The following is a 25,332-nucleotide window of genomic DNA, read 5'->3' as shown; positions in this document are numbered from 1 at the left end:
TCGCTCCCACAGGGGTATACACAATCCTGTGGGAGCGAGCCTGCTCGCGATTATGAGCGAAGCGAATGCTGCTTAAGAAACCTGAACCCGCCGCTTCTCGACAATCCGGCTACGGCCATACAGCACGATAATCGCAATGATCGCCACCGCCTGAGCACTCAGCGAATACGCATCCGCGTGAATCCCCAACCAGTCGAAGTCAAAGAACGGCACCGGCCGGGTACCGAAGATCCCGGCTTCCTGCAACGCTTTCACACCATGCCCGGCAAACACCACCGACAAGGCGCACAGCAAGCCGGCGTTGATGCTGAAGAACAACGCCAACGGCAACTTCGCCGAACCGCGCAGAATCACCCACGCCAGCCCGACCAGCAGCACCAGCGCCGTCGCACCACCGGCCAGCACCGCGTTATGCCCCGCAGGACCGGCCTGCAACCACAGGGTTTCGTAGAACAGAATCACTTCGAACAATTCGCGGTACACCGAGAAAAACGCCAGCGTCGCAAAGCCGAAGCGTCCACCGCCGCCCACCAGGCTGGTCTTGATGTAATCCTGCCAGGCCGCCGCGTGGCGACGGTCGTGCATCCACACGCCGAGCCAGAGCACCATGACCGCGGCGAACAGCGCAGTCGCACCTTCCAGCAACTCACGTTGCGAACCGCTGACATCGATCACATAAGCCGCCAGCGCCCAGGTGCCCAGACCGGCCAACAACGCCAGGCCCCAACCGACGTTGACGCTGCGTACCGCCGACTGCTGGCCGGTGTTGCGCAGGAACGCGAGGATCGCCGCCAGCACCAGAATCGCTTCAAGCCCTTCGCGCAGCAGAATCAGCAGCCCGGAAATGTAGCTCAGGGACCAGCTCAAACCATCGCTGCCCAACAGGCCGGCGGACTCTTTCAGTTTGGCCTTGGCCGTGTCCAGACGCTGCTGGGCCTGAGCCACCGGCAAACCATCCTGGATCGACTGACGGTACGCCATCAGCGATTTCTCGGTGTCTTTACGAACGTTGGCGTCGACGTTGTCCAGCGAGCTTTCGACCAGCTCGAAGCCTTCCAGATACGCCGCTACCGACAGGTCATAGGCCTGGTCGTGATCACCCGCGCGGTACGCTGCAATGCTCTTGTCCAGGGTTGCAGCGGTGTAATCGAGCAGCTGCGCCGGGCCACGCTTGACCTGCGGCGGCTGAGCGCGTTGCGCGCGGTAGGTCGCTGCGGCTTGCGGGCCCTCGGCGGCCTGCACTTCGGCCGGCGTCTGGCGGGCCAGATCGGCGATGTTAAAGGTTTTCTCGCTCTGCGCTGCCGCCGGATCGGCACTGAAGCTGGCGATGTAGGTGGCCAGGTCCCAACGTTGACGTTCATCCAGCTGATCAGCGAAGGCCGGCATGTCGGTGCCTTCGACGCCCAGGCCCAAGGTGCTATAGATCGCGTAGAGGCTAAGGTGATCCATCCGCGCGCTATCGCGCAGATTGGACGGCGGCGGCGTCAAGCCGAGGCCGGCCGGGCCGTCACCGGCACCGGTATCACCATGGCAGACCGAGCAATGTTGAGCGTACAGCGGCGCGCCACGGGTCGGGTCCGGGGTGATGATCGGCGCCTGGCTGATTTCATAGGCGACGGCCAGCTTCGCACCGAGCTGCCGGGCCTGGCGAGCGACCTCCGCGCCGTCCTGATGTGCAGCGATCGCGTTGCGCAGCGTGCTGACGCCCTGCTCCAGCGCGGCTTTCTCCGGCTTGGCCGGCATCGCGGCGATCACACCTTGCAACGCTTTAATGGACTCCAGCTGTGCGTGGTAGTCGGACTCATTGGTGACCTTGCCCGCTTGCACCGACTCAGGGTAGTCCGCCCCAATGTAATCGAGCATGTGAAGCGCTTGCGGCGCGCCTTCCACGGTGTCGGCCAGCAGATTGAGGCTGCACATGGCAAACAGCGGGAACACCAGCCAGGCCAGGAAACGGGACGGGGCAGTCATGAATGAATCTCAATTGAAAATACGAAGTAACACATTGTTCCCTCCCAATGACTTTCACTCAAGCTTTGTTGTGCGAGAGGATCCGCGCTCAGCGACATGAACCGGCCGGTTGCGTGCCCCATGGATAGTGGCACTTGGCAACAGTATGGGATTAAAAAGCCATTACATTGCCAGCATCCTTCCCTATAATGCCGCGCCCTCGTTATTACGATTGGGCATTTAAGCTCCTCTTTTTATGAGGAATTGGCAGGACGCCAGACGCCGCCAATAGGTCCTATCAGCCGACCCGCATTCGCGGCTGCTTACTTTCAGGGAAGAAGTACCCCATGGCATCCCGCGCCCTTACCGTGATTGCGCTCAGCGCTGTCACCCTGCTTTCCGGCTGCTCGGCCTTTCGCAACTACGACTCCGAACTCGCCCAGACCAACCAGCAACTGGCCTCCGGCAATGTCGACGCCGCGCTGACCCTGCTGGAAAAGAACAACACAGGCACCGACAAAGACCTGCTCTATTACTTCGAAAAGGGTGAACTGCTGCGCGCCAAGGGCGATCTGTCCGGCAGCCAGAACGCCTGGGGCAGCGCCGACGTTGTCGTCGGTCAATGGGAAGACGCGGTCAAGCTGGACACCGGCAAGTACCTCGCCCAGTTCGGCAGTTTCCTGGTGAATGACAAGGTTCGCCGCTACGAAGGCTACGACTACGAAAAAGTCATGCTGACCACGCAGATGGCCCTGAACCTGCTGGCCGTGAACGACTTCGACGGCGCACGCACCGCGATCAAGAAAACTCACGAGCGCGAAGCGGTGATCGCCGACCTGCGCGACAAGGAATACCTCAAGAGCGAAGAGGAAGCCGAGAAAGAAGGCATCAAGACCGAGTACAAAGACCTGCAAGGTTACCCGGTCGCCAGTCTTGACGCGCCAGAAGTGGTCAGCCTGAAAAACAGCTACCAGAGTGCGTTCAGCCATTACCTGGCCGGTTTCGTCTACGAAGCCCTGGGCGAAAAAGACCTGGCCGCGCCGGGCTATCGCAAAGCGGCCGAGCTGCGCCCTAACACTCCACTGCTGGAGCAAGCGCTGAAGGATCTCGACAAGCCAAATGGCAAGAGCGAAGACAGCGACATCCTGATCGTCGTGCAAAGCGGACTGGCGCCGGCCCGGGATTCGATTCGCGTCCCGCTGCCGCTGCCCATCAGCGGCAATGTGGTGATCACCCCGCTGTCGTTCCCGATCATCAGGCCTGACAGCTCCACCGCCACGCTCGCCCAGATCGGCGTCGATGGCCAGCAACTCACCCTGACCCAGCTCAACAGCACCACCGCCATGTCCCGCCGCGCCCTGCGTGACGACATGCCGGGGATCATCGTGCGTACCGCCGTCCGCGCCATCAGCCGTGGCGTCGCGCAAAAGAAAATCAACGAAACCAACCCGCTCGCAGGCCTGGCCGTTGGCATTTCTTCAGCCGTGCTCGAAGGCGCCGACACCCGCACCTGGCGCACCCTGCCGGACTACACCCAAGTGGTGCGCCTGCGCCTGAAGAAGGGTGAACACCAGATCACGCTGCCGAATGCGGTGGGCGGTTCGGTGGTCAAGGTCAACGTGGATCAACGCTATCAGGTCATCAGCCTGCGCGCCGTGGGCAATCAGGTCTTCGCCAGTGGCGTGGCCGCTCATGTGATGCCGAGCGCCAGCCAAACCGCTGTTGCCAGCCTTAAACCTTAAGAACGGAGTCTTCAGATGCGCTTCAAACTCATCGCTGTCGTCGCCCTGGCCCTGCTGGCCGGTTGCGCCACCCCGCCACCGCCGGAGCCAGGCAGCGCCGCCAGCAAGGTCGTGGCCATGGGCAAGCTCAAGAACATCGTGGTCGGCGCCATGCGCGTGGCCCGGGAAAACGGCTTCATGACGGTCAACGTGCAGCTGAGCAACACCAGCTTCAACAACAAGACCTTCTACTACCGCTTTGCCTGGCTCGGCCCTGAAGGCTTCCCGATTGCCGAAGAAGAAACCTGGAAAAGCCAAACGATGTACGGCGAACAGACCAGCTTCATTCAGGCCATCGCGCCCACCCCTAAAGCCGTGGATTTCCGTCTCGAAATCAAAACGCCTTAACCCCTCTTCGTTCAGTTTCAGAGAGCACTCCCATGTTTGCACGCTTTTCGTTCATCGCCGTTATCGTCCTCCTGGCCAGCGGTTGCGCCAACACTTCACCGACGCTGGGTAGCAAAAACATCAGCTACGGCGACACCAAGGCGGTAGAAACCGTCACCAACGAGTTCGGCTCCACCGACCTGCAGATGATCGCGGAAACCATGACGCGCTCCCTGGCCCAGTCCGGCATTCTGCAGGGCCGTCCGGTGGTTCAGGTCTACGACGTGAAGAACAAGACCAGCGAATACATCGACACCCGTGAAATCACCACCAGCATCAAGACTCAGCTGATGAAGTCCGGCACCGCGCGTTTCGCCAGCGACAACACTGCGATGCAGAGCCAGGTCGACCAGCTCAAGCTGCAGAACCAGAGCGGCCTGTACAAGAAAGGGACCGTGGCCAAGACCGGCAACATGATCGCTGCCAAGTACCGTCTTGAAGGCTCGATCAGCTCGATCGTCAAGCGCAGCGCCGACTACAAGGACGTCTTCTATAAATTCAGCCTGCAATTGATCGATGTTGAAAGTGGTCTGGCCGAGTGGATGGACGAGAAAGAGATCCGCAAGACCACGGAGCGTTAATCAATGCGCGCATGGATTGGCATGATGGCCCTGGCTTGTTCGTTCAGCGTGCAGGCAGCGCCTAAAGTTGCGGTGACGGACCTCGCGTACCAGGAGCGGGTGGAGCAGTACATCCACATCGTTTCGGCACAGAGCAACTTCCAGGCAAATCGCTTCAGCGCCAGCGGCTCTTCGAGCTACAACGAAATCGAAGCCACCAGCAGCTATATCGAGCAAGGTGAGTTGCGCAAGTTCACCGGCGACATCAAGGGCGAAATGCTGCGCTCCGGGATGTTCCAACTGGTGCAAGGCACGCCGTATACGGCGGCGTCCAAGGGTGACGTCTATGACGTGATCAAGCGGATCAAGGCCGGCAACTTTAAGGGGGCAGACTACGTGCTGTTCGGCACCGTGTCGGACATCGATTTCAACCGCGACGTCACCGAGCTCGCCAACACCGACAGCTACTCGGCAGTGCTGGCGTTGACCCTCGTGGCGGATTTCAGCTTGATCAACACCCGGACCTTCGCCATCACCTCCGCCTTCACGGCGATGGGCGAAGGCCAAGACACCAAGCTGATGAACCAGCGGGACGTTCGCGTTTCACTGAACCGTCCCCGGGTGGTGCGTGACGTGTCCAAATCCTTGGGCGAAGACGTGGCCCGCCAGTTGAGCCAGCAACTGGGTGGCGGCGTTGATGAGCAACCGGGGCAAGTCCCGCAGCGCAACAACCTGCCGCGGGATACGGCGCCGGTGATCCTGAATTGACTTGCGTTTGATACCTCTGTGGCGAGCGAGCTTGCTCGCGCTCAAGTGCGCAGCGCTCACAAGATATTGGGGCCGCTTCGCGACCCAGCGCGAGCAAGCTCGCTCGCCACAAAATGAAAAAGGCGACCGCCAGGGTCGCCTTTTTTGTGCCAGAACGCTTTACGTCGCAGCTCTGCGCAGCGTAGCCATAAACGCCGCAGCACCAATGAACAACCCAGCGAAGGTACGGTTCATTCGTTGTTGCTGCTTGGGCGTACGCAACAGGCGCAACACTTTGGACGCCAGCCCGGTATAGCCGGCCATGACGATCAGATCGACGCAGACCATGGTCACGCCAATGATCAGGTACTGCGCCAGCAGCGGCGCATGGGGGTCAATGAACTGCGGCAGCACGGCCAGCATGAACACCAACGCCTTGGGGTTACTGATGTTCACCAGGAAACCACGGAACACCAGGACAAGCGGTTTGCCAATTGGGCGCACCGCCGCGTTATCACTCATGTCGCTAGGTAGCGCGCGCCATTGCTTGACCGCGAGGTAAACCAGGTACGCCACGCCGAACCATTTGATCGCATGGAAGGCCGTGGCCGACGCCGCGAGAATCGCACCGACACCGGCGCCGACAATCGCAATTTGCAACGCCAGGCCCAATTGCAGGCCCAGGGCGTTCCAGTAACCGCGCCAGAAACCGTATTGCAGACCACTGGACATCGACGCAATGGCGCCGGCACCGGGAGACAGGCTGATCACCCAGCAGGCGGCAAAAAACGCCAGCCATGTTTGAAGCTCCATCGCACACCTCGACTCAGACTCGTAACAGACGTCTAAGCTAATGCGGCTTTGGGCGGATGACTACCGATTTTTTGCAGGATGTTGCGACTGCCGACCAGCGTTTTATGGCCTCGGGCCTCATCGTCGGGACAGGCAACAGAAGACTTACTTTTCAAACCCGCTGGAAGGAAACACATCACTGCCGCGCCAACGGCGAACCGAACGCTGGAAGAACAGGCTGTTGGGGACTTGCACCATCGCACTGCCCGTACCGAGTTCTTCAGCTTCGATCAGCGTGGTGTACAGCAGATTGATCGCCACCACCCGACCTTTGACGCCGGGCTTGTCGGTGGTGTCCACCAACTCGACCACGTCGCCGAGGCGGAACGGGCCGACAGTGAAGATCAGGATCGCGCAAAGCAGATTGGAGAGCACGCTCCACATGGCGAAAAACGCCACCGCCGCAACCGCGACAAAGCCCGACAACGCCGTCCAGAGCACCGTCGCCGACACCCCGAGGCGTTCCAGCACAAAGATCAGCGCACTGCCCATGATCAGCCAGCGCAGGCCGCCACGCAGCGGCATCAGCAGCTGCGGAGGAAACGGGTAGCGCTCGCCCAGACGGGTCAGGCCTTTTGCGACAAACCGCTGGGCGAAATAACCGGCCAACAGAATCAGCAGGATCTGCACGACAAGCCAGATCGGCTCGACCCACACCGCAGGCAATGGCAGCTTGAACGCCTCCATCAGGAGAGCGCCTCCAGCTCCGCCTGCATGCTTTCGAGCAGTTCCAGGGCTTCCATCCAGGCTTCTTCCAGCTCGGCTTCACGCACCTTCAGTTTGGCCTGTTCCGCCAGCAGATCGCGCAAGTCGTTCTTGCGCGCTGGCTCGTAAATATCGCTGTCGCCAAGGCTGACATCGATTTTCGCCAGCTTCTCGTGCAGCTTGCCCAACTCGGCTTCGAGCTTGTCCGCTTCACGCTTGTGCGGTGCCAGTTGCTGACGCAACGCTGCCGCCGCCTGGCGCTGGGCCTTCTTGTCGGTTTTGTCCGGGTTGACCGGGGTGGTGCTGACCGGGGCATTGCGCTGGCGATAATCCACCAGCCAGCGGGTGTAATCCTCCAGATCGCCGTCGAACTCCTCGACCTTGCCGTCCGCCACCAGATAGAAATTGTCGGTGGTGCTTTTAAGCAAATGACGATCGTGAGAGACCACCAATACCGCGCCACTGAATTCCTGCAGGGCCATGGTCAGCGCCAGGCGCATTTCCAGGTCCAGATGGTTGGTCGGTTCGTCGAGCAGCAACAGGTTCGGCCGGCCCCAGGCGATCAATGCCAGTGCCAGACGGGCCTTCTCGCCACCCGAGAAATTCAGTACGGGCTCGTCGATCCGCGCACCACGGAAGTCAAAACCGCCGAGGAAATCGCGCAGGGTCTGCTCGCGCTCGGTCGGGGCCAGGCGCTGCATGTGCAGCAACGGGCTCGCCTTGGAGTCGAGAGAGTCCAGCTGATGCTGGGCGAAATAGCCAACAACGGTGTTCTCGCCACGGGTCAGTCGGCCGGACAACGGCTCAAGCTCACCGGCGAGGTTTTTGATCAGGGTCGACTTGCCTGCACCGTTAGGGCCGAGCAAACCGATCCGCGCGCCGGGGGTCAGTTGCAGCCTGACCTTCTCCAGCACGGCTCGCTCACCGTAACCCAGGCGAGCGTCGGAGATATCAATCAGCGGGCTGGAAATCTTGTGCGACTCGCGGAAAACGAAGTCGAACGGCGAATCAACGTGGGCGGCGGACAGCTCTTCCATCCGCTCCAGCGCCTTGATCCGGCTCTGGGCCTGACGGGCCTTGGTGGCCTGGGCCTTGAACCGGGCGATGTAGCTTTCCATGTGCGCACGTTGCGCCTGCTGCTTCTCGTACGCCTGCTGTTGCTGGGCCAGACGTTCGGCGCGGGCGCGCTCGAAGGCGCTGTAGCCGCCGCGATAGAGGGTGATCTTGCGCTGATCGACATGCGCCACGTGGTCGACCACGGCATCGAGGAAATCCCGGTCGTGGGAAATCAGCATCAAGGTGCCGGGATAGCTTTTGAGCCACTCTTCGAGCCAGATGATGGCATCGAGGTCCAAGTGGTTGGTCGGTTCGTCGAGCAGCAACAGGTCCGAAGGACACATCAATGCCTGCGCCAGATTCAGACGCATCCGCCAGCCACCGGAGAAATCTCCTACCTGACGATCCATCTGATCATTGGTGAACCCAAGGCCGGCCAGCAATTTTCGGGCGCGGGCGTCGGCCGTGTAACCGTCGGCGCTGTCGAGCTCGGCATGCAGGCGGGCCTGAGCGGCACCGTCATGCGCCGCTTCGGCGGCGGCGAGGTCGCGTTGCACCTCGCGCAGGCGCAGGTCGCCATCGAGCACGTAGTCGACCGCCACGCGATCGAGGGTGTCGATCTCCTGACGCATGTGGGCGATGCGCCAGTCTGCCGGCAAGAAGCAATCGCCCGAATCCGGGTGAAGGTCACCCAGAAGCAAGGCGAACAGGCTCGATTTGCCGGCGCCGTTGGCACCGATGAGGCCGGCTTTGTGGCCGGCGTGCAGGGTCAGCTCGGCGTCTTCTAGCAGACGTTGCGGGCCACGCTGTAAAGTCAGGTTCTGAAGTCGAATCATAATGGCGGCGGAGTCTACCAGCTTCGCTCGCAACTGGCGCGAGTAGCACAATGTCCTCTGACCTGTGGAGCTTTTCCATTACCGCTTATTCCCGGCCCGGCGTTGAACGCGCCTGCCTGGACCTGCAAGCCGGGGGTGCGAACGTGTGCCTGCTGCTGTGCGGTTTGTGGCTGGGAGAGCGTGGCGTTACCTGCAACGAACACCGTTTGCAGCTGCTTCGCGATATTGCCGGGCCTTGGGATGCGGACGTGGTTCAACCGTTACGCGCCTTGCGCCTGCAATGGAAAGCCGCCGCCAGCGAGGATGCCGGGCTGAATGATTTGCGCGAAGAAGTGAAGTCACTGGAGATCGAGGCCGAACGGCATCTGTTGTTGCGACTGGAGCGTTTGGCCCAAAGTTGGCCGCAGTCTGAGGCGACCGATTTATCGGCCTGGCTGGAAGGCATGGCGGCTGGCGCCGCCCACCTGGACCGCGACGCGCTGCATCAGCTGCGCGTCGCGGCAACCGGCACTTAGGAAGCGCTGGTTGGTGTGGAGCTGTTGCTCGACGATGCGGCTGGCGTTGGCGCAGGCGTTACTGTCGAGGTGGTTGCCGCTGGAGCAGGCGAGACCGAAGCAGAAGGTGCTGGCGTCGCTGGCTTGGCAGCAGGCGCAGGGGTCGGCTTCGCAGCGGTGACCGGTTTTTTCACGGCCGGTTTTGCCGCAGGCTTGGCGGCTGGTTTTGCAGCCGGTTTGGCAGCGACTGGCTTGGCTGCCGGTTTGGCAGCGGTGGCTGGCTTGGCGGCAGTCGCAGGTTTTGCGGCGGCAGTTCTGGCAGCCGGTTTGGCAGCGGGTTTAGCCGCAGCAGGCTTAGCCGCAGGTTTCGCAGCGGCAGTTTTTGCAGCGGGTTTAGCAGCGGGTTTAGCAGCCGGTTTCGCGGCTGGTTTTGCAGCTGCGGTTTTCGCCACGGCCGGTTTCGCAGCAGCGGTTCTTGCAGCCGGTTTAGCGGCGGCCGTTTTTGCAGCGGCAGGCTTGGCGGCAGGTTTTGCAGCTGCAGTTCTGGCCGCTGGTTTCGCAGCACTGGCAGCGACTGGTTTTTTAGCGGCTGGTTTGGCTGCAGGCTTGGCGGCGGCTTTCACCGGCGCTTTGGCGGCAGGCTTGGCCGGTGCTTTTGCAGCAGCCGGTTTGGCAGCGGCTTTCTTGGCAGGAGCCGCAGCAGGCTTGGCCGAACGCAGGGACAACGCCTTGCCGACAGCCTCTTGTACACGACCGACGCCTTGGGCCAGTTTCAGGCTTTCTTGAGCATCGCGCTTGAGTTGCAGAATGTAGGTGCGTGTTTCGGACTGACGATCCTTGAGCGCATCGAGCAGGTCCTCAAGCTCCGTCACTGCATCCTTGGCTTTGGTTTGTGCCTTGGCTTTGCCGGCCGCCGCAGCGTCCTGCAATTTGGTGCGGGATTTGTGCAGTTTTTCTTGCGCTTTTCCGCGCTGCTTTTCCAGTTTGGCGAGCAGTTTTTCAGCATCAGCCATGGCTTGGGAACAAGCGTTTTCCAAATGCTCGAGCAGGCTGCCCGAGAGTTGTTGGAGTAAGTGCAACGGGGTATTTACAGGCTTCTTGGTGGCCGACATGGTTTACCTCCTGGCTGACGTGGGTGCGGCTCATACTAGACCTCTGCTGCTACCGCCGCTAGGGCATGTTGACAGTATCCAAAGCGCTGCGTTGCAACGGATTGAAAATCTTCTGCGCTTGCGCAAAACCAGTTCACCGTTGAGAGCATTCACACTGGCATAATCCTCCGCATCTCAGGTCGGAGAGTGCCCATGTCGCGCTACCTTTTTTTATCGCTGTGCGTGTTTTTTTCCGTGGCTCACGCCGCCGAAAAAACCAAGGAAAATGACGCTCACGATCTTGCCTACAGCCTCGGCGCCAGCCTCGGCGAACGCCTGCGCCAAGAGGTTCCCGACCTGCAACTGCAGGCGCTGGTCGAAGGCTTGCAGCAAGCTTATCAAGGCAAACCTCTGGTACTGAAGGACGAGCAGATCGAACAGATTCTGGCGGAGCACGAAGCGCAGATCGCCATGCAACCTGCCGCTCCCCAAAGCGAAATCGCACTCGAAAAAGAGCGACGCTTTCTTACCGAAGAAAAAGCCAAGCCGGGTGTTCGTGAATTGGCGGACGGGATTTTGTTGACGGAGCTGACACCGGGCACTGGCCCCAAGGCCGGCCCCAACGGAAAAGTCCAGGTGCTGTACGTAGGCCGCCTTCCCGATGGCACGGTGTTCGATCAGAACAGCCAGCCACAGTGGTTCAGTCTAGACAGCGTGATCACTGGCTGGCGCAGTGCACTGCAAAACATGCCGGTCGGTGCGAAATGGCGCCTGGTGATTCCATCGGCTGAAGCCTATGGCGCTGACGGTGCCGGCGACTTGATTGCGCCGTTCACGCCGCTGGTGTTCGAAGTCGAATTGCGCGGCGCCACGAGCTAACCCCACAAACGAAAAACGGCGCGCAGAGCGCACCGTTTTCTTTGGTCTTGCTGGAAGGGGTTCAGGCTTGAACCGAGTCCTCTTCCTTGTGAGCGGTGTGCAGCACTTCGATCAGGCAATCTTCCAGTTCGAAGCGCTCGTGCAACAGGCCACCCAGCTCCTTGAATTTCTCTGCCACGCACTTGCCTGCATCACACAGGTCGTTGAACGCGAGCAGCTTCTCGGTGATGACGTCGATGCGAGGGTAGATGGTCTCGGCCAGTTCAAGCCCGCGCTTGTCGCCGAACGCCTTGGCTTCCCCGGTCAGCTGTTCGTAGATCTCGAAATGCCCGGCAGACACGTAGTCGACCAACACTCCGCAGAATTCCTGCAACGGCTTTCGGTCTTCGCCCAGCGTTTCAGGCTTGGCGCCGAGAGCATCATAGGCCCGAACCAGTTCGTGACGCTCCTGCAACCAGCGATCAATCAGCAGATGCACTCCACCCCAACGTTCCTGAGCATTCTGACAACTTTCGAGCATGGTGATCTCTCTTCCCTTGTGGGTCATGCTGCTCTACACCTGTCGCCCACTTGAAGACCAAGAGGCGGCCAGGCAGAGCGTCATTCGAGCAACATAATTCCAATGACACGTGCGGGCCAGATTATGCCCGCGCGACACTGGCTTCAAGGTACGCACGAGATAAAGTTCATACAAGTGTTTAATCGCCTACCAGTGCCCGGTGCGACGACTCGCCGCTGAGTGGTCGCTGACACGCGAGCCAGACACGGCGCAGCGATTGGTAAACGCCCTGGATCGTCATCGCGACGAAAAACAGCAAACTCCACTCCGGGATACTCAGGTCGAACAGTGTCCACGAAATCCCGGCACTGTCGGGATCACCCTGCAACAACACCTGGCGCCCTGCCGTAACTGTGCCGGCCAGACTGCAGCACAGGCCAAGCAACCAATACAGGGACGTTCCCAGATGGCCTGGGCCGTGCACCGAAGCCATCAGGCAGACACCCATGAGCAACGTCAGGTAGACCCGCTGCAACGAACATATCCCACACGGTTTGAGGCCAACGGCAAATTCCAGGTAATAGGAAATACCCAAGGCCACCGCACCCGCAATGAAAGTCATGAAAAACAAGGAACGTGAGCAGGCCAACGACATGGTTTTTCCGTAACAGTTGAGACAGGCCGTTACGGTAGAGGAAAGCGTGCCAGCCTTACAAGGCGGGCCAGCACGGACACTTCCTCAGAACTGTAGGGAAATCCCGACAGGAACGAGAGGATTAGGTGTAGTCGTGCGTAGGACTTTGCCGATGAAGGACTACGCGCGTAAGAAATCGGAACAAATTCGAGCCTGAAAAACCTGTTAACACCCCTCCTGTAGCATCTGGCGCAGACTGCGTTCGGCTGCGCAGCAGACGTACATTCGTGTTGTTTGAGGTAGATCGGCGGGAAAAATTCAGCGACTGCTGCGCAGCCGGACGCAGGCTGCGCCAGCTGCTGCAGTTGAAACATCAGGCGCGTGCTAGAACCGGCAACGGGGCCGCCAGCAGGCGTTCGTCGAGTAAACCTAGCCCTTCCTGGAACAACTGATTACTGCGTTCGGTGTCGCCCAACTGAGCCAGCAACCGCGCCAGTTCCGCGCAGGCTTCCGGGTTGCGCTGCACGCGAAGGCTGTTTTCCAGATAATCCCTGGCCTTGCCCCAAAGACTGTTCTGCAGACACAACCGGCCCAGGGTCAGCAGCAGGCTTGGATCGGCCGGATGATCCTTCAACCAACCTTCGGCGGTTTGCAGTTGGCGCGCAGGGTCACTGCCGCGAACCAGTCCGTACAGACGCGCCAGATGGCTGTCGTAGCTGCGTTTGAGGGCCGTGCGCAAAACCTCTTCGGCCTCGACCTGTGCACCCAGTTGGCGCAATTGCTCGGCGTAAGCGAGCACCAATGGAGGCTCCTGGCGCTGAGCCGAAGACAGCTGTTGCCAGGCACGGTTGAGTGATTGCAGGCCGACCGTTCCGTCCTCTTCCTGATGGGCAGCCAGGGACAGGTTTTCACCCCAGGCCCGGCGTTCCAGCTCAGTCAGCTCAGCCGGTGGCAGGACCTTGTCCTTGCGCAGCTCCGGCAGCAGGCGAATAACCGCCGACCAGTCGCCGCGCTGTTGATGCAGGCGCTGCAACTGGCGCAAAGTCTGTGCGTTGTGAGGATGACGCTCGTGCATGGCTTGCAGCGTCGCCAAGGCGCCTTCGGTATCGCCGCGATCCGTCTGCAATTGGGCGTGACTCAGGGCAATCGCCAACTCGGCCTGGGGTTGGCGTTCGAGAGCTCGCTCCAGCAGATTGTCGCTTTCCTCGTAGTGCCCTTGTTCGTTCGCGGCGCGGGCCGCACCGAGGTAGTACAACAACGGCTGACGCTCGGCTTCGGCGGCGCGGTGCAAGTGGCGCTGCGCGCTGGCCCAGCGACCTTCAGCCAGATCCAGTTGACCGTGCTCAATCGCCACCTGCACCCGACGACTGCGGTTACGCCGCGACCAGGGATTGACCACACCACTGGAAGTCGTCACCAGTTCGATCAACGACTTGATGCCCCAGAACACCAGCCACAGCACCGCGATCAGCGCCAGGGTGGCCCACAGGCTCGATTCGAAACGGAAGCTCTTGTAGGCGATCAGCACGTAGCCGGAATGTTCGGCAATCGCCAGCCCCAACGCGGCGGCAGCGGCGATCATCAAAAACACGATCACATAGAGGCGCTTCATGGCGTGGCCTCCAGCGCAGCGTCCGCGGCAGGTTTCGCCATCGGCTTGATCGAGTCCTCGGCGTTGACATTGCGTCGTTCCAGGTAACCCTGGACCGCGCTCAATGTGCCGGTCAGGTCAGGCGTAACCACGGTGACCGGTTGCTTGCTCAACTCGCCAACCTGTTCGAGCATCACTTTGCTCTTCGGGTTGTCCGGGTTGAAATTGCCTCGCAGCACATCCCGCGCTTCGGCCAGGGCCTGGGTGTAAACGGCTGCCTGGCCGTTGAGCGCGGCCCATTGCGCCTGCTCCAGTGCCAGGCTCAGGGCCAGGCGCACCTGGCTCAGACTCTGACCGGCCAGCAATGGCCGCACATTTTTGTCGGCATCGAAATCGATGCGAATGTAGCGAGAAATCTGATCCCACCACTGCGCCCAGCGACTCGCGCCGTCGCCATCAGCGGTCAGGCCCAGCAGGGATTCGCCACGGTCTTTGTATTCGGGGGCCAACTCGGTGAGACCAATGACCTGGTCACGCAGGGCACCCAGTCGCAGGAACAGCCCGGTGCGGTCCGGCTGCTCGGTGCTGCGCAACGCCACCAGCGTTTTGGCCACTTGCTCGCGAGCGGCAAAAGAGCCCGGGTCGTTCTGTTCACGCAGAATTTCGTCAGCGCCCTGCACCAGGGCCTGAGCGCTGCTGATGTCCTGCAACGCTGACAAACGCAGGCTGGCCAGGCGCAACAAGTGTTCGGCCTCGGCCAGACGCCAGTCCTTGCGACTGGCGCCGAGGACAGTTTCCAGACGTTGATTCAAGCGTTGCTGATCACCTTGCAACTGCGTCACCAGACGGCTGCGCGCTTCCAGCTCGTCAGCGGGAGGCAGTTGCTCAAGCCGGGCACTCAGGCGCTGCTCATTGAGCTTCAGGCTCTGCGCCTGATCGTTCAAAGCCTGCACTTGAGTCAGTTGCTGCTGATTAGTGGCTTGCAGGTGACGCACCTGCCAGACACCCCAACCGCCCACCGCAACACCGGCAGCGCCGAGCAGCAGCGCGACAATCGCCAGCCCGTTTCCTCGGCGCTGCACAGCAGCAGGCGGCGCAGTTTCAATCGGTGCTTCAACCGGTGCGTCAAGCACGGGCTGGACGTCATCTTTAGGCAAGGCTGTTTCGCTCACGTATCCATCCTTTGCATTAGAGAACGGGTTCGGGGGGCTCCCGTAACGCCGTCAGCAAAGCCGCGGCACTCGCGCCGCGGCAATCCACAACTGTCAGAGCCCCGGCGGCACGTGCCAGCTCGGCGACCCTGGGGCTTGGAACAAACAACGGCAACCGGGCCAATTGCGGCCATGCATCGCCGGCCAATTGATGCAGGTGCTCAAAACCCTGTCCACTGCTGACCACCAGCCCATTCAAGCGTTCCGCTTCAATCCGGTCAGGCAGCGCTGCCGGCGGGTACTGAGGCAGGCCGCGGCGGTACAACTCAAGATACTCGACACTAGCACCTCGCTCACGCAAACGCTCAGCAAGCAACTCGCGACCGCCCTCCCCGCGCATGATCAACACGCGAGGATCAGGCCGCACGATAGCCTCGCGCAGCAGAGGCAGTTCAAGCAAGGCTTCGCTGTCATCGCCCTCCGCCGGGAAGCTCACATCCAGTCGGTGATCTTCAAGAATCTGCGCAGTCGCCGCCCCCACACTGAACCATTTCAGATCCGGTGACTGTGGCCAATACTGACGGAGCAGATCGACGCCGATCCGGGCGGCCGGCTTGCTGACCACGATCACCGCGCAGTAGGCATCCAGATCCTGAATCAGCCGGCGCATTGTGTCAGAGACCGGAATCGGCTCAATTTCCAAAAGCGGCAAGCTGCTGCTGAAAATCCCCGCTTCGGCCAGCACATCGCTCAGCGCCGCCGACTCATCCGCGGGACGCGTCAGCAGCAGGCGCCAGCCCGTCACTCGTGACCTGCCTCACCATAAACCGCTTTGAGAATGTCGTTGGCGCCTTGACCCAGCAGGTCCTCGGCCACACGCACACCCAAGGCTTCGGCATCGCCGCGCGGCGCACGCGCATCGGCGCTCAACAACAGGCCGCCGCTCGGATCGCCGACCAGGCCACGCAACCAGACCTGCTCGCCTTCAAGTACGGCGTAGCAGGCGATCGGCACTTGGCAGCCGCCATTCAAATGTTTGTTGAGGGCGCGTTCGGCCATCACGCGGGTGGCGGTGTCCTGGTGGTGCAGCGGCGCCAGCAACGCGTGGATCTCGCTGTCGGCTGTGCGACATTCGATACCGACGGCGCCCTGGCCGCCCGCGGGCAGACTGTCGTCGACACTGATGGGCGAAGTGATGCGATCCTCAAAGCCCAGGCGAATCAAGCCAGCGGCGGCGAGGATGATGGCGTCGTATTCGCCGGCATCGAGCTTGGCCAGGCGCGTATTGACGTTGCCCCGCAGAAAGCGGATTTCCAGGTCCGGGCGACGGGTCAGCAACTGGGCCTGACGGCGCAGGCTGGACGTGCCGACGATGCTGCCTTGCGGCAACTCATCCAGGCTGGCGTAGGTATTGGAGACAAACGCGTCGCGCGGGTCTTCGCGCTCGCAAATGCAGAACAGCCCCAGGCCTTCCGGAAAATCCATCGGCACGTCTTTCATCGAATGGACGGCGATGTCGGCTTCGTTTTCCAGCAGTGCGGTTTCCAGTTCTTTGACGAACAGACCCTTGCCGCCGATCTTCGACAGCGGCGAGTCCAGCAGCTTGTCGCCGCGACTGACCATGGGCACCAACGTCACGAGCAGACCCGGATGGGCCTCTTCCAGACGGGCTTTGACGTATTCGGCCTGCCACAGGGCAAGAGCGCTTTTGCGGGTGGCGATGCGGATTTCGCGAGAGGACATGGATCAATCCGTACTGAATAGATACGGCGGATAATAACAGCTCAGTCAAATCCACTTTGACTTGTATCAGATGCTGCGTGGCCTCCCTGGCCCCCGGATGTCCGGCAAGCGGGTGTGTGATTGACTGAGAACGGCGGTTTAAAGCTGTTGCATCATCTTTCGCACGCCGGCCACATGACGTCGACTGACGATCAAGGCGTCCCCGTTCAGGCCTTTGAGGAACAGCTGAAAGTGCCCCAGTGGCGTGCGCTGCAGGCGCTCGATACGCTCACGAGCGACCAGTGCATTGCGGTGGATACGCACGAAACGGTCGCCAAATTCGTCTTCGAGGGCCTTGAGCGGCTCGTCCAGCAGCACTTCGCCGCTTTCGTGGCGCAAGGTCACGTACTTATGGTCCGCGATGAAGTACACCACCTGATCCAGCGGGATCAGTTCGATGCCTTTACGGGTGCGGGCGCTGATATGGCTACGCGGGCCGCTGCCACTTTCGGCGGCAGGTCGGGTCAGGGCGGCGAGCTGGACACGATTAGGCCGCTCGGCTTTCTTTAACGCATCATGCAAATGTTCAGTACGCACAGGTTTCACCAGATAGCCTACGGCGCTGGCCTGTAAGGCTTCCACGGCAAATTCATCGGGCCCTGTGCAAAACACAACGGCGGGCGGGGTTTCGCGTTCGCACAACCGGGCAGCCACTTGCAGACCATCAAGGCCTGGCATGCGGATATCGAGCAAGACGATATCCGGTTTGTGGCTGTCGATCAGTGCCAACGCCTCTTCGCCGTTCGTGGCGCTAGGCTCCAGGACGCTGTATCCCTCGAGTTCGCCGACCATTCGGCTCAGGCGCTCGCGGGCCAGGGGTTCGTCATCAACGATCAGGACATTCATATTGCGCTGGATTCCTGCGTGAGTCTCGCACAAGGATAGCGTAGACAGGTGAAGTGACGTCCGTCACCGCGATCCACGCTAAGACTAGCGCGAAGGCCAAAAAGTGCCGCTTGTCCGACGGCTAAATTTTCATTTGCCTGGCAATTGGCGGTCCAGGCCCGCGTTGGCGAGGCATCGCCACAGGGTTTGCTGATACACAATATGAACACCCCCTATTCTTATAGTCAGCTGCAGCGCCTGGAAGTGCGCTGATCCTACTGTCCAACTGTAGACGGTTGCCGGGACGATATTGCTCAATCGAAAAATATCGTTGCACTAACAGCCTGCGCGCGGCCCGGAGTATGGGCCGGGCCATGAGAAAAAAACGTGTCGACCAGTGTCACCGACAGGATTGGCAACCCTGTTATTATCCGCAGCAGCTTTCAACGCCATCTTTCTTCAGCCGATACGAGCGAATTCATGAGCACTGACAAGACCAATCAGTCCTGGGGCGGCCGCTTCAGTGAACCCGTCGACGCCTTCGTCGCCCGCTTCACCGCCTCCGTCACCTTCGACCAGCGCCTGTATCGCCACGACATCATGGGCTCGATCGCCCACGCTACCATGCTGGCCAAGGTCGGCGTGCTGACCGATGCCGAGCGCGACCGCATCATCGATGGCCTGAAGACCATCCAGGGTGAAATCGAGGCCGGCCAGTTCGACTGGCGCGTCGACCTCGAAGACGTGCACATGAACATCGAGGCGCGCCTGACTGACCGCATCGGCGTGACCGGTAAAAAGCTGCACACCGGCCGCAGCCGTAACGACCAGGTCGCCACCGACATCCGCTTGTGGCTGCGTGACGAAATCGACCTGATCCTGGGCGAAATCACCCGTCTGCAAAAAGGCTTGCTGGAGCAGGCCGAGCGCGAAGCCGGCAGCATCATGCCGGGCTTCACCCACCTGCAAACCGCGCAGCCGGTGACTTTCGGGCACCACATGCTGGCCTGGTTCGAAATGCTCAGCCGCGACTACGAACGCCTGGTCGACTGCCGCAAACGTACCAATCGCATGCCACTGGGCAGCGCCGCGCTGGCCGGCACCACCTACCCGATCGACCGCGAATACACCGCGCAGCTACTGGGCTTCGACGCAGTAGGCGGCAACTCGCTGGACAATGTGTCCGATCGCGACTTCGCCATCGAATTCTGCTCGGCCGCCAGCATCGCGATGATGCACTTGTCGCGCTTCTCCGAAGAGCTGGTGCTGTGGACCAGCGCTCAGTTCCAGTTCATCGATCTGCCGGACCGTTTCTGCACCGGCAGCTCGATCATGCCGCAAAAGAAAAACCCGGACGTCCCGGAGCTGGTGCGCGGCAAGTCCGGTCGAGTGTTCGGCGCGCTGATGGGCCTGCTGACCCTGATGAAAGGCCAGCCATTGGCCTACAACAAGGACAACCAGGAAGACAAGGAGCCGTTGTTCGACGCCGCCGACACGCTGCGCGATTCGCTGCGCGCCTTTGCCGACATGATCCCGGCGATCAAGCCCAAGCACGCGATCATGCGCGAAGCAGCGCTGCGCGGCTTCTCCACCGCCACCGACCTGGCCGACTACCTGGTTCGTCGCGGCCTGCCGTTCCGTGACTGCCACGAAATCGTTGGCCATGCGGTGAAGTACGGCGTGGAAAGCGGCAAGGACCTGGCGGAAATGAGCCTGGAAGAACTGCGCAAATTCAGCGACCAGATCGATCAGGATGTGTTTGCGGTGCTGACCCTGGAAGGCTCGGTGAATGCCCGTGACCATATCGGCGGCACTGCGCCGGCGCAGGTCAAGAAAGCCGTGATTCGCGGTCAGGCACTGCTCGCCAGCCGCTGAGTCGCCTGTAACACCTGAGCTCGATGGCCGTCCGGCCATCGAGCTTTTTTATGCTCAGCCTTTCCCGCCCCCCACTGCCCGCACCCGATCCAGAAAGGCGGGAGCTTCGGCCAGCCTGTCAGCGGCGATTTTTTGTACGTTCGGGTTTTCCGCCAGACGCTTCTGCAGAGCTATTGCGCCAGGCATGTCGCGCAGGAAATCGACGTTAAACAAACGCTTCCCGACGTCCACCGCCAGATCGACGCTGTAGAGAAAGTACAAATCCGCCAGGGTGAATTGCTCACCGGTCACATAGGGAGCAAACCGCGCCCGGTGCTTCAACGCGGCAAATCCTTTGATCAAGTCTCGCTCGGACTTGGCCTTCAGCGCATCGGGTGTCGGCCTGCCACCAAAGAACACTTCGACATAACAGACTCGCGCCGGCAGCTCGATGTACAACTCGATTTCCTTGGCCAACGCCCGAACGCTTGCCCGTGCAAACGGGTCTACCGGCAACAGCGACATGCCCGGCTGGGTGTCTTCGATGTAATCCAGGATGGCGTCGGTCTCGCTCAGGAAACCGTGTTCGGTCTCCAGCACGGGTACTTTCCCCCGCGGGCTGACGGCAAGGATGTCCGGGTTCTGGCACCCATGGAACGGGACAGTTTCAAACGGCACGCCTTTTTCAAGAAGTGCCAGTTTGACCATGTTGAAATAATTGCTGGCAGCAAAGCCGTATAGCTTGAGCATCGTCCGGTTTCCTTGACCGTATGGGTTCGATGCTCAAGGTAAACACTGCCCGGGTTCCTGAAAGTGTTCGGTTATTACCGTATGCGACGAAATCGTGCGTGAGCGCCGCCCGACAAGGATGGCGGCCAAATGGGACAAAAGATTACGAATCTTCTGACACGCACAATGATTGCGCCTTGTTTATCGCTTGGACGCGACCATCGCCATGAACGCTGGCATCGCCGCTTCCTTGTCCGCGGCAATCCGCTGCACGTTCGGGTTCTGCTCCAGTCGCTCCAGCAGCGCCTTGGCTGCCGGCATTTCAGCCAACAGATCGATATCAAACAGCTTTTTCGCCACCCCGTACGCCAACGGCACGCTGTACAGGAAATACAGATCCGCAATGCTCAAGCTGTCGCCCGCCACATAAGGGGCGAATCTGGCATGCCTGCCCAACGCGGCAAACCCTGCCAGCAACTCGGCCTTGGTCTTTTCCTTGATTGCATCCGGTAATTGCATCCCGAAAAACGCTTCGGGGTAACAGGCCCGAGCCGGCAATTCGATGTACAGCTCGATTTCCTTGGCCAGCGCCAGCACCTGGGCGCGCTTGAAAGGATCGCTCGGCAACAGGGGCACGCCTTTCTGGCTTTGTTCGATGTACTCGAGAATCACCGCCGTTTCGTTGATGAAGCCCTGCTCGGCGTGCAAGACCGGCACCTTGCCGCGCGGGCTGATGGCCAGCGCCTCCGGGCTGGTGCCGCCATAAAACGGCACTTCTTCGAATGGCAGGCCCTTCTCGAGCAACCCCAGTTTCACCATGTTGTAGTAGTTACTGACGGAAAATCCATAAAGCTTGAGCATCACAAAGCCTCCAGGCCGTGCGGGGTTGGCAGTCCTGTTTTATAGATCGCTCGGACCATTCTTGCCAGCAGCATCACGATGCTGAATGCGGGTAAACTGGCCGCCTTAACTTTAGGAGCCTGCCATGAGCGAGCCAACCGACATCGACAGCGACGAAGAAGAATTCACCGAAAACACTCTGATCGAAGCCATCGAAAACCAGATCGAAAGCGACAACCCGCCAGCGGCCAAGGCGACGTTCAACAAGCTGACGCTGGTGGGATACGAGCGGGATGAAATCCTGAACCTGATGGCTCACGTGTTGGCAGTAGAAATCGACGCGATCCTCGAAGAAGACCGCGCGTTCAATACCGAATGGTATGAAACTGCGTTGCGGGCATTGCCAGAGTTGCCGCCGGAAAAGAAATAAGCGAAGAACTTGTGGGGCTGGGCTGGTGCTCCAGTGTGTAATGGCCCCACAGCCTGGCGACTGCTGCGCAGCCGAGCGGGAGCAAGCTCCCTCGCCACAGGGGATCTTTTTAGCCACAGAAAATCTTCTTGGTCAGAACTATCTCCTTGGCTTCAAGCAGCTTTCGTAGTCTTGGAATCTGCTTCTACACAGATTGTCACCAATCAAACCTGCCTTCCCCCAACCCCTGACTACACTGGTACGCACCCCGCTGCCGGGGAATGCTTCCCGAGGCGAAAAAACCCTGATGCAGGCACTGGACATGCCGCACAAGTGGGCTCACCTTAGGGGCGCTGTCGTCCAATTCCTAGAAAGTCTGGAGTCCTTATGTCGCTTACCCCTGAGTTGGTTGCCGAACTGGAAATCCTCGCACTCTTCAACCTGGACAGTTCCCAGGAAGGTTTGAAAATTCATCAGACCGCTGCCCCGAAAGCCATTGCCGCTGCCCAACGCCTGTTCGAAAAAGAGCTGATCGACCAGCCCGATGGCGGTTACCTGACCAGCCTGGGTCGTGATGCCGCGCAAAATGTGCAAACCGTTCTGACCATACTGAGCGTCCAGGAAACAGCCTGAGCAAGACCGTAGCGCCCACGGAAACCCCTGTGACGGGATTTCCGCGGGCACACTCTGTTATCTGCCGTGTCGCCTCGCGATAGAAATCTGACGCCAGAAAAACAAAATCAGCTTAATTGTCCCGGGGCCGAGGCGCTAAACTGCCCCTCATCCTGAGACCTTCCACGTCCGAGCCCTGCGAGCCGGTTTGAGCTGACATGACCCGCACCCACGAAATCCGCCCCGATCTGGACGAGGGAATCGACCGCAAGGTTCTGAGCCAACTGCGCGCACGTTTTCTTAAGCTCAACGAAGGACGCATGGCGCGCGCCATGGAAGGGCTGTCGCCCCGCCAGCAGGGCTTCTTGAACCTGCTGCCGTTGTTTTTCCACGTCAATCATCCACTGCTGCCGGGTTACGTGTCGGGCAGCACACCGGCCGGGCTGTCCAACTATGAGCCGGATGCCAATGCCCTCGCCGACGCTCAGCGCTTGACCCGTTCGTTTTCCTACAAACCACGCCACGGCAGCAATCCACCGCGACCGATTCACGGCCTGTTCCTGATGGGCAGCCTCGGCACACTGGCCCAAGCCGATCAGAGCGACATGGACGTGTGGGTCTGCCATGGCCCGGACCTCAGTGAAAACGAACTCAACGAGCTGAGTAAAAAATGCCAGCTGCTTGAAACCTGGGCCGCCAGCCAGGGCGCCGAGGCCCACTTCTTCCTGATCGACCCGACGCGTTTCGTGCGCGGCGAACGCGATACGCAATTGAGTTCTGAAAACTGCGGCACTACCCAGCACTACCTGCTGCTGGACGAGTTTTATCGCACCGCGATCTGGCTGGCCGGACGCACGCCGATCTGGTGGCTGGTGCCGGTGTACGAAGAATCAAGCTACGACCGCTACACCCACACACTGCTGTCCAAGCGCTTCATCCGTGCCGATGAAACCCTGGACCTTGGCCATATGGCTTACATCCCCCCGGGTGAATTCGTCGGCGCCGGGCTCTGGCAGCTGTTCAAGGGTATCGAGTCACCCTACAAATCAGTGCTCAAGTTGTTGCTGACCGAGGTCTACGCCAGCGAGCATCCGAGGGTCCATTGCCTGAGCCTGCGCTTTAAACAGGCGGTGTTCGCCAATCAGGTCGACCTCGATGAGCTGGACCCTTATGTCGTGGTCTATCGGCGTATCGAGGAATACCTCATCGCGCGTGGCGAGCCGGAGCGGCTGGAGCTGGTGCGTCGTGCGCTGTACCTGAAGGTCAATCGCAAGCTCACCGGCAGCGGCAGTCGTAGCCAGAGCTGGCAACGTTCGCTGCTGGAGCGCCTGGCCCGTGAATGGCACTGGGATCAACGGCAACTGGCCGTGCTCGACAGTCGCAGCCAGTGGAAGATCCGTCAGGTCAGCGCCGAACGACGGGCCCTGGTCAATGAACTCAACTACAGCTATCGCTTCCTGACCCAGTTCGCCCGCAGCGAACAAACCGTCAGCCTGATCAACAAACGCGATCTGAACGTGCTGGGTCGCCGGCTGTACGCCGCCTTCGAACGCAAGGCCGACAAGGTCGAGTTCATCAACCCGGGCATCGCCCCCGACCTGGCTGAAGACACGTTGACGCTGGTACAGGCGCCCAACAGGAAGGAAGCCGGGCAAACCCAATGGGGCTTGTACAACGGCAGCCTGACGGCCCAGGAGTGGGAGCATTTCGCGCCGATCAAGCGCAGCCGCCAGTTGCTTGAACTCCTGACCTGGTGCCACCGCAACGGCGTCATCGACAGCAGCACGCGTCTGGCCTTGCATCCTGGAAGCAGCGACCTGAGCGAGTTCGAACTGTTCAACCTGCTGGGCAGCCTGCAGCAGAGTATCGCCCTGCCCTTGCCCACCGTGGACGAAGAGCCGTTGCTGCGCGCCAGCGTGCCGAGCGAGGTGCTGATTCTGGTGAACGTGGGCGTCGACCCGCTCAAGCATCACCGCGACCTGAATATTCTGATGACCACCGAGCGCACTGACTCGCTGAGTTATGCCGGTGTCAGGGAAAACCTGGTGCTGACCCTGGACCAGGTCACGCTCAATAGCTGGAATGAGGTGCTGGTCAATCGCTTCGACGGCCCTCATGCGCTGCTCGACTGCGTGCGCGATTACCTCAACAACCTGCCAAAAGGCCCGCAGCAACCCACGTTGCGCGTACGTTGCTTCTGTCATAACCGCGCGCAGTTCATCGCCCGGCGCGTCGAAGAAATTCTCGACACCGCGCAGAACCTGCTGCTGAGCAAACTCAATCATCGCTACCTGATTCAGGTCCAGCAGCATTACCACGTGCTCGAACTGGTGCCGGGCCAGGTCAATCACGTGGCCCTCGCCACGCTGCCGGCACTGCTCGATTACCTCGGCGAGGAGCTGGCGAGCTACAGCCCGCTGCATCTGGACCCCATGGCCCTGGAAGACCACGACATTGCGCTGATCCTGCCCATGGGCCAGCCCGAATGCATCCAGGTGTTCTACCGGGTCAACGAAGATCAAGCCGACCTGTACGTTCTGGATGAATTCAACGCCTTGTGGCAGCAGCGTTTGCCCTATCACGATGAACAGAGCCTGCTGGTGCCGTTGCAGCGTTTCCTGCAATCGATCCAGTTCCGGCGCGAAGCCTTGCTGCCAATGGATGCCGCCCAGCCGCTGAGCCTGGACACGTTGTATTACCAGCTGCTGCCGTCAGGCCCTGGCCGGGCGCGTCGGGTCGAAGCCCGTCCGGCACCCCGAAATCCGATCGACAAACCGTTTTACGACGTGCAGGCGATCGTCGGCAAAGCCACGCCTGGCCAGGTTCAGGTCACGTTGTATTGCAATCAGCGGGAGTTTTCGGAGCTGGAACATGGCGACCAACTGTTCAGTGTGGTCGCCCGGGAGATCGTTGAGCAGCGCCGCGAGACCGAACGCTACCGCTGCTACATCACCGACCTGGACCTGTCAGGCCTGTCCGGTGACAGTCAGAGCTCAAGCAATCTGTATCTGCGCTACAAAGCCGACCTGGAGCGCGCACTGAACGAGGCGCTCGAGCAGGTCTGAGGC

24 protein-coding genes are annotated in these 25,332 nt (G+C 60.6%); 10 read left to right on the top strand and 14 right to left on the bottom strand.

Features of this window, described 5'->3' with window-relative positions:
• Nucleotides 1–72 precede the first annotated feature (72 nt).
• Nucleotides 73–1,971, bottom strand: coding sequence for an FTR1 family protein (locus EJA72_RS13225; RefSeq protein WP_157711879.1), 1,899 nt, complete (start codon nt 1,969–1,971; stop codon nt 73–75).
• A 326-nt stretch (nt 1,972–2,297) separates the two neighbouring features.
• Between EJA72_RS13225 and EJA72_RS13220 the strand changes: the two genes are divergently transcribed.
• From EJA72_RS13220 to EJA72_RS13205, 4 genes are read left to right on the top strand one after another with little or no spacing between them, the layout of a single operon-like run.
• Nucleotides 2,298–3,692: a COG3014 family protein gene (locus EJA72_RS13220; RefSeq protein WP_157711878.1), complete on the top strand. Its 1,395-nt coding sequence runs from the start codon at nt 2,298–2,300 to the stop codon at nt 3,690–3,692.
• Between the two features lie 15 nt (nt 3,693–3,707).
• Entirely contained in the window at nt 3,708–4,079 is a 372-nt protein-coding gene (locus tag EJA72_RS13215; protein WP_157711877.1) for a YcfL family protein, read from the top strand.
• Nucleotides 4,080–4,111: 32 nt separating this feature from the next.
• Nucleotides 4,112–4,699 (top strand): penicillin-binding protein activator LpoB, encoded by a 588-nt coding sequence (gene lpoB, locus EJA72_RS13210; RefSeq protein ID WP_157711876.1) that lies wholly within the window; start codon nt 4,112–4,114, stop codon nt 4,697–4,699.
• A 3-nt stretch (nt 4,700–4,702) separates the two neighbouring features.
• Nucleotides 4,703–5,446: a penicillin-binding protein activator LpoB gene (locus tag EJA72_RS13205; RefSeq protein ID WP_157711875.1), complete on the top strand. Its 744-nt coding sequence runs from the start codon at nt 4,703–4,705 to the stop codon at nt 5,444–5,446.
• 159 nt (nt 5,447–5,605) lie between these two features.
• Here EJA72_RS13205 and EJA72_RS13200 read toward each other — a convergent pair whose 3' ends face one another.
• The 3 genes from EJA72_RS13200 to abc-f all read right to left on the bottom strand — a co-directional run bounded on the left by EJA72_RS13200 (nt 5,606) and on the right by abc-f (nt 8,874).
• Nucleotides 5,606–6,238, bottom strand: a complete 633-nt coding sequence (locus EJA72_RS13200; protein WP_157711874.1) for a LysE family transporter — start codon at nt 6,236–6,238, stop codon at nt 5,606–5,608.
• A 144-nt stretch (nt 6,239–6,382) separates the two neighbouring features.
• Nucleotides 6,383–6,964 carry a mechanosensitive ion channel family protein gene (locus tag EJA72_RS13195; protein WP_157711873.1) on the bottom strand — a complete coding sequence of 194 codons (582 nt, stop codon included), beginning with the start codon at nt 6,962–6,964 and terminating at the stop codon, nt 6,383–6,385.
• The gene (gene abc-f, locus EJA72_RS13190; RefSeq protein WP_157711872.1) at nt 6,964–8,874 is read right to left on the bottom strand and encodes a ribosomal protection-like ABC-F family protein; all 1,911 of its coding nucleotides are present in this window, start codon (nt 8,872–8,874) and stop codon (nt 6,964–6,966) included. Before abc-f ends, EJA72_RS13195 begins: the two co-directional genes overlap by 1 nt.
• A 50-nt stretch (nt 8,875–8,924) precedes the next feature.
• Here abc-f and EJA72_RS13185 point away from each other — a divergent pair, with 50 nt between their 5' ends.
• Nucleotides 8,925–9,389, top strand: a complete 465-nt coding sequence (locus EJA72_RS13185) for a TIGR02444 family protein (protein WP_157711871.1) — start codon at nt 8,925–8,927, stop codon at nt 9,387–9,389.
• On the opposite strand, the gene EJA72_RS13180 is transcribed toward EJA72_RS13185, so the two are convergent.
• Nucleotides 9,386–10,480: an AlgP family protein gene (locus tag EJA72_RS13180; protein WP_157711870.1), complete on the bottom strand. Its 1,095-nt coding sequence runs from the start codon at nt 10,478–10,480 to the stop codon at nt 9,386–9,388. The two genes, EJA72_RS13185 and EJA72_RS13180, sit on opposite strands and share 4 nt — an antisense overlap.
• A gap of 192 nt (nt 10,481–10,672) precedes the next feature.
• On the opposite strand from EJA72_RS13180, the gene EJA72_RS13175 reads away from it, so the two are divergent.
• The gene (locus tag EJA72_RS13175; RefSeq protein WP_157711869.1) at nt 10,673–11,338 is read left to right on the top strand and encodes an FKBP-type peptidyl-prolyl cis-trans isomerase; all 666 of its coding nucleotides are present in this window, start codon (nt 10,673–10,675) and stop codon (nt 11,336–11,338) included.
• Between the two features lie 61 nt (nt 11,339–11,399).
• On the opposite strand, the gene rsd is transcribed toward EJA72_RS13175, so the two are convergent.
• The 7 genes from rsd to EJA72_RS13140 form a co-directional block, all read right to left on the bottom strand.
• On the bottom strand, nt 11,400–11,858 hold the full coding sequence (gene rsd, locus EJA72_RS13170; RefSeq protein ID WP_157711883.1) for a sigma D regulator: 459 nt from the start codon (nt 11,856–11,858) through the stop codon (nt 11,400–11,402).
• Nucleotides 11,859–12,036: 178 nt separating this feature from the next.
• Complete coding sequence (locus EJA72_RS13165) at nt 12,037–12,492, bottom strand: disulfide bond formation protein B (protein WP_157711868.1); 456 nt, start codon at nt 12,490–12,492, stop codon at nt 12,037–12,039.
• 352 nt (nt 12,493–12,844) lie between these two features.
• Complete coding sequence (locus EJA72_RS13160; RefSeq protein WP_157711867.1) at nt 12,845–14,083, bottom strand: heme biosynthesis protein HemY; 1,239 nt, start codon at nt 14,081–14,083, stop codon at nt 12,845–12,847.
• On the bottom strand, nt 14,080–15,234 hold the full coding sequence (locus EJA72_RS13155) for a uroporphyrinogen-III C-methyltransferase (RefSeq protein WP_178129346.1): 1,155 nt from the start codon (nt 15,232–15,234) through the stop codon (nt 14,080–14,082). The genes EJA72_RS13160 and EJA72_RS13155 overlap by 4 nt, the downstream gene beginning before the upstream one ends.
• A gap of 16 nt (nt 15,235–15,250) precedes the next feature.
• Nucleotides 15,251–16,018, bottom strand: a complete 768-nt coding sequence (locus tag EJA72_RS13150) for a uroporphyrinogen-III synthase (protein ID WP_178129345.1) — start codon at nt 16,016–16,018, stop codon at nt 15,251–15,253.
• Nucleotides 16,015–16,956: a hydroxymethylbilane synthase gene (gene hemC / locus EJA72_RS13145; RefSeq protein ID WP_157711866.1), complete on the bottom strand. Its 942-nt coding sequence runs from the start codon at nt 16,954–16,956 to the stop codon at nt 16,015–16,017. Before hemC ends, EJA72_RS13150 begins: the two co-directional genes overlap by 4 nt.
• A gap of 138 nt (nt 16,957–17,094) precedes the next feature.
• Entirely contained in the window at nt 17,095–17,841 is a 747-nt protein-coding gene (locus EJA72_RS13140) for a LytTR family DNA-binding domain-containing protein (protein ID WP_157711865.1), read from the bottom strand.
• Between the two features lie 459 nt (nt 17,842–18,300).
• On the opposite strand from EJA72_RS13140, the gene argH reads away from it, so the two are divergent.
• Nucleotides 18,301–19,695 carry an argininosuccinate lyase gene (gene argH / locus EJA72_RS13135; protein ID WP_157711864.1) on the top strand — a complete coding sequence of 465 codons (1,395 nt, stop codon included), beginning with the start codon at nt 18,301–18,303 and terminating at the stop codon, nt 19,693–19,695.
• Between the two features lie 54 nt (nt 19,696–19,749).
• Here argH and EJA72_RS13130 read toward each other — a convergent pair whose 3' ends face one another.
• Complete coding sequence (locus EJA72_RS13130) at nt 19,750–20,424, bottom strand: glutathione S-transferase family protein (protein WP_157711863.1); 675 nt, start codon at nt 20,422–20,424, stop codon at nt 19,750–19,752.
• Between the two features lie 180 nt (nt 20,425–20,604).
• Entirely contained in the window at nt 20,605–21,264 is a 660-nt protein-coding gene (locus tag EJA72_RS13125; protein ID WP_157711862.1) for a glutathione S-transferase, read from the bottom strand.
• Between the two features lie 124 nt (nt 21,265–21,388).
• Here EJA72_RS13125 and EJA72_RS13120 point away from each other — a divergent pair, with 124 nt between their 5' ends.
• The 3 genes from EJA72_RS13120 to EJA72_RS13110 all read left to right on the top strand — a co-directional run bounded on the left by EJA72_RS13120 (nt 21,389) and on the right by EJA72_RS13110 (nt 25,329).
• On the top strand, nt 21,389–21,673 hold the full coding sequence (locus EJA72_RS13120; protein WP_157711861.1) for a hypothetical protein: 285 nt from the start codon (nt 21,389–21,391) through the stop codon (nt 21,671–21,673).
• Between the two features lie 366 nt (nt 21,674–22,039).
• A complete protein-coding gene (locus EJA72_RS13115) occupies nt 22,040–22,285 on the top strand; it encodes a TIGR02647 family protein (RefSeq protein WP_157711860.1) in 246 nt (81 codons plus the stop codon).
• A gap of 197 nt (nt 22,286–22,482) precedes the next feature.
• Nucleotides 22,483–25,329, top strand: coding sequence for a class I adenylate cyclase (locus EJA72_RS13110; protein ID WP_157711859.1), 2,847 nt, complete (start codon nt 22,483–22,485; stop codon nt 25,327–25,329).
• Nucleotides 25,330–25,332: the final 3 nt, after the last annotated feature.

Source organism: Pseudomonas sp. PB120, from assembly GCF_009761815.1.
Lineage (GTDB): Bacteria > Pseudomonadota > Gammaproteobacteria > Pseudomonadales > Pseudomonadaceae > Aquipseudomonas.
Note: the sequence above shows the minus strand (reverse complement) of the source record. Positions and strands in the feature narration are given on the sequence as shown.

Coding starts and splice junctions, on each gene's coding strand:
- EJA72_RS13130 (WP_157711863.1), bottom strand. CDS start 20,424: ATGCTCAAGCTATACGGCTTTGCTGCCAGCAATTATTTCAACATGGTC.
- EJA72_RS13125 (WP_157711862.1), bottom strand. CDS start 21,264: ATGCTCAAGCTTTATGGATTTTCCGTCAGTAACTACTACAACATGGTG.
- EJA72_RS13215 (WP_157711877.1), top strand. CDS start 3,708: ATGCGCTTCAAACTCATCGCTGTCGTCGCCCTGGCCCTGCTGGCCGGT.
- argH (WP_157711864.1), top strand. CDS start 18,301: ATGAGCACTGACAAGACCAATCAGTCCTGGGGCGGCCGCTTCAGTGAA.
- rsd (WP_157711883.1), bottom strand. CDS start 11,858: ATGCTCGAAAGTTGTCAGAATGCTCAGGAACGTTGGGGTGGAGTGCAT.
- EJA72_RS13180 (WP_157711870.1), bottom strand. CDS start 10,480: ATGTCGGCCACCAAGAAGCCTGTAAATACCCCGTTGCACTTACTCCAA.
- EJA72_RS13110 (WP_157711859.1), top strand. CDS start 22,483: ATGACCCGCACCCACGAAATCCGCCCCGATCTGGACGAGGGAATCGAC.
- EJA72_RS13175 (WP_157711869.1), top strand. CDS start 10,673: ATGTCGCGCTACCTTTTTTTATCGCTGTGCGTGTTTTTTTCCGTGGCT.
- EJA72_RS13195 (WP_157711873.1), bottom strand. CDS start 6,964: ATGGAGGCGTTCAAGCTGCCATTGCCTGCGGTGTGGGTCGAGCCGATC.
- EJA72_RS13220 (WP_157711878.1), top strand. CDS start 2,298: ATGGCATCCCGCGCCCTTACCGTGATTGCGCTCAGCGCTGTCACCCTG.
- EJA72_RS13160 (WP_157711867.1), bottom strand. CDS start 14,083: ATGAAGCGCCTCTATGTGATCGTGTTTTTGATGATCGCCGCTGCCGCC.
- lpoB (WP_157711876.1), top strand. CDS start 4,112: ATGTTTGCACGCTTTTCGTTCATCGCCGTTATCGTCCTCCTGGCCAGC.
- EJA72_RS13205 (WP_157711875.1), top strand. CDS start 4,703: ATGCGCGCATGGATTGGCATGATGGCCCTGGCTTGTTCGTTCAGCGTG.
- EJA72_RS13225 (WP_157711879.1), bottom strand. CDS start 1,971: ATGACTGCCCCGTCCCGTTTCCTGGCCTGGCTGGTGTTCCCGCTGTTT.
- EJA72_RS13115 (WP_157711860.1), top strand. CDS start 22,040: ATGTCGCTTACCCCTGAGTTGGTTGCCGAACTGGAAATCCTCGCACTC.
- EJA72_RS13165 (WP_157711868.1), bottom strand. CDS start 12,492: ATGTCGTTGGCCTGCTCACGTTCCTTGTTTTTCATGACTTTCATTGCG.
- hemC (WP_157711866.1), bottom strand. CDS start 16,956: ATGTCCTCTCGCGAAATCCGCATCGCCACCCGCAAAAGCGCTCTTGCC.
- EJA72_RS13200 (WP_157711874.1), bottom strand. CDS start 6,238: ATGGAGCTTCAAACATGGCTGGCGTTTTTTGCCGCCTGCTGGGTGATC.
- EJA72_RS13185 (WP_157711871.1), top strand. CDS start 8,925: ATGTCCTCTGACCTGTGGAGCTTTTCCATTACCGCTTATTCCCGGCCC.
- abc-f (WP_157711872.1), bottom strand. CDS start 8,874: ATGATTCGACTTCAGAACCTGACTTTACAGCGTGGCCCGCAACGTCTG.
- EJA72_RS13140 (WP_157711865.1), bottom strand. CDS start 17,841: ATGAATGTCCTGATCGTTGATGACGAACCCCTGGCCCGCGAGCGCCTG.
- EJA72_RS13120 (WP_157711861.1), top strand. CDS start 21,389: ATGAGCGAGCCAACCGACATCGACAGCGACGAAGAAGAATTCACCGAA.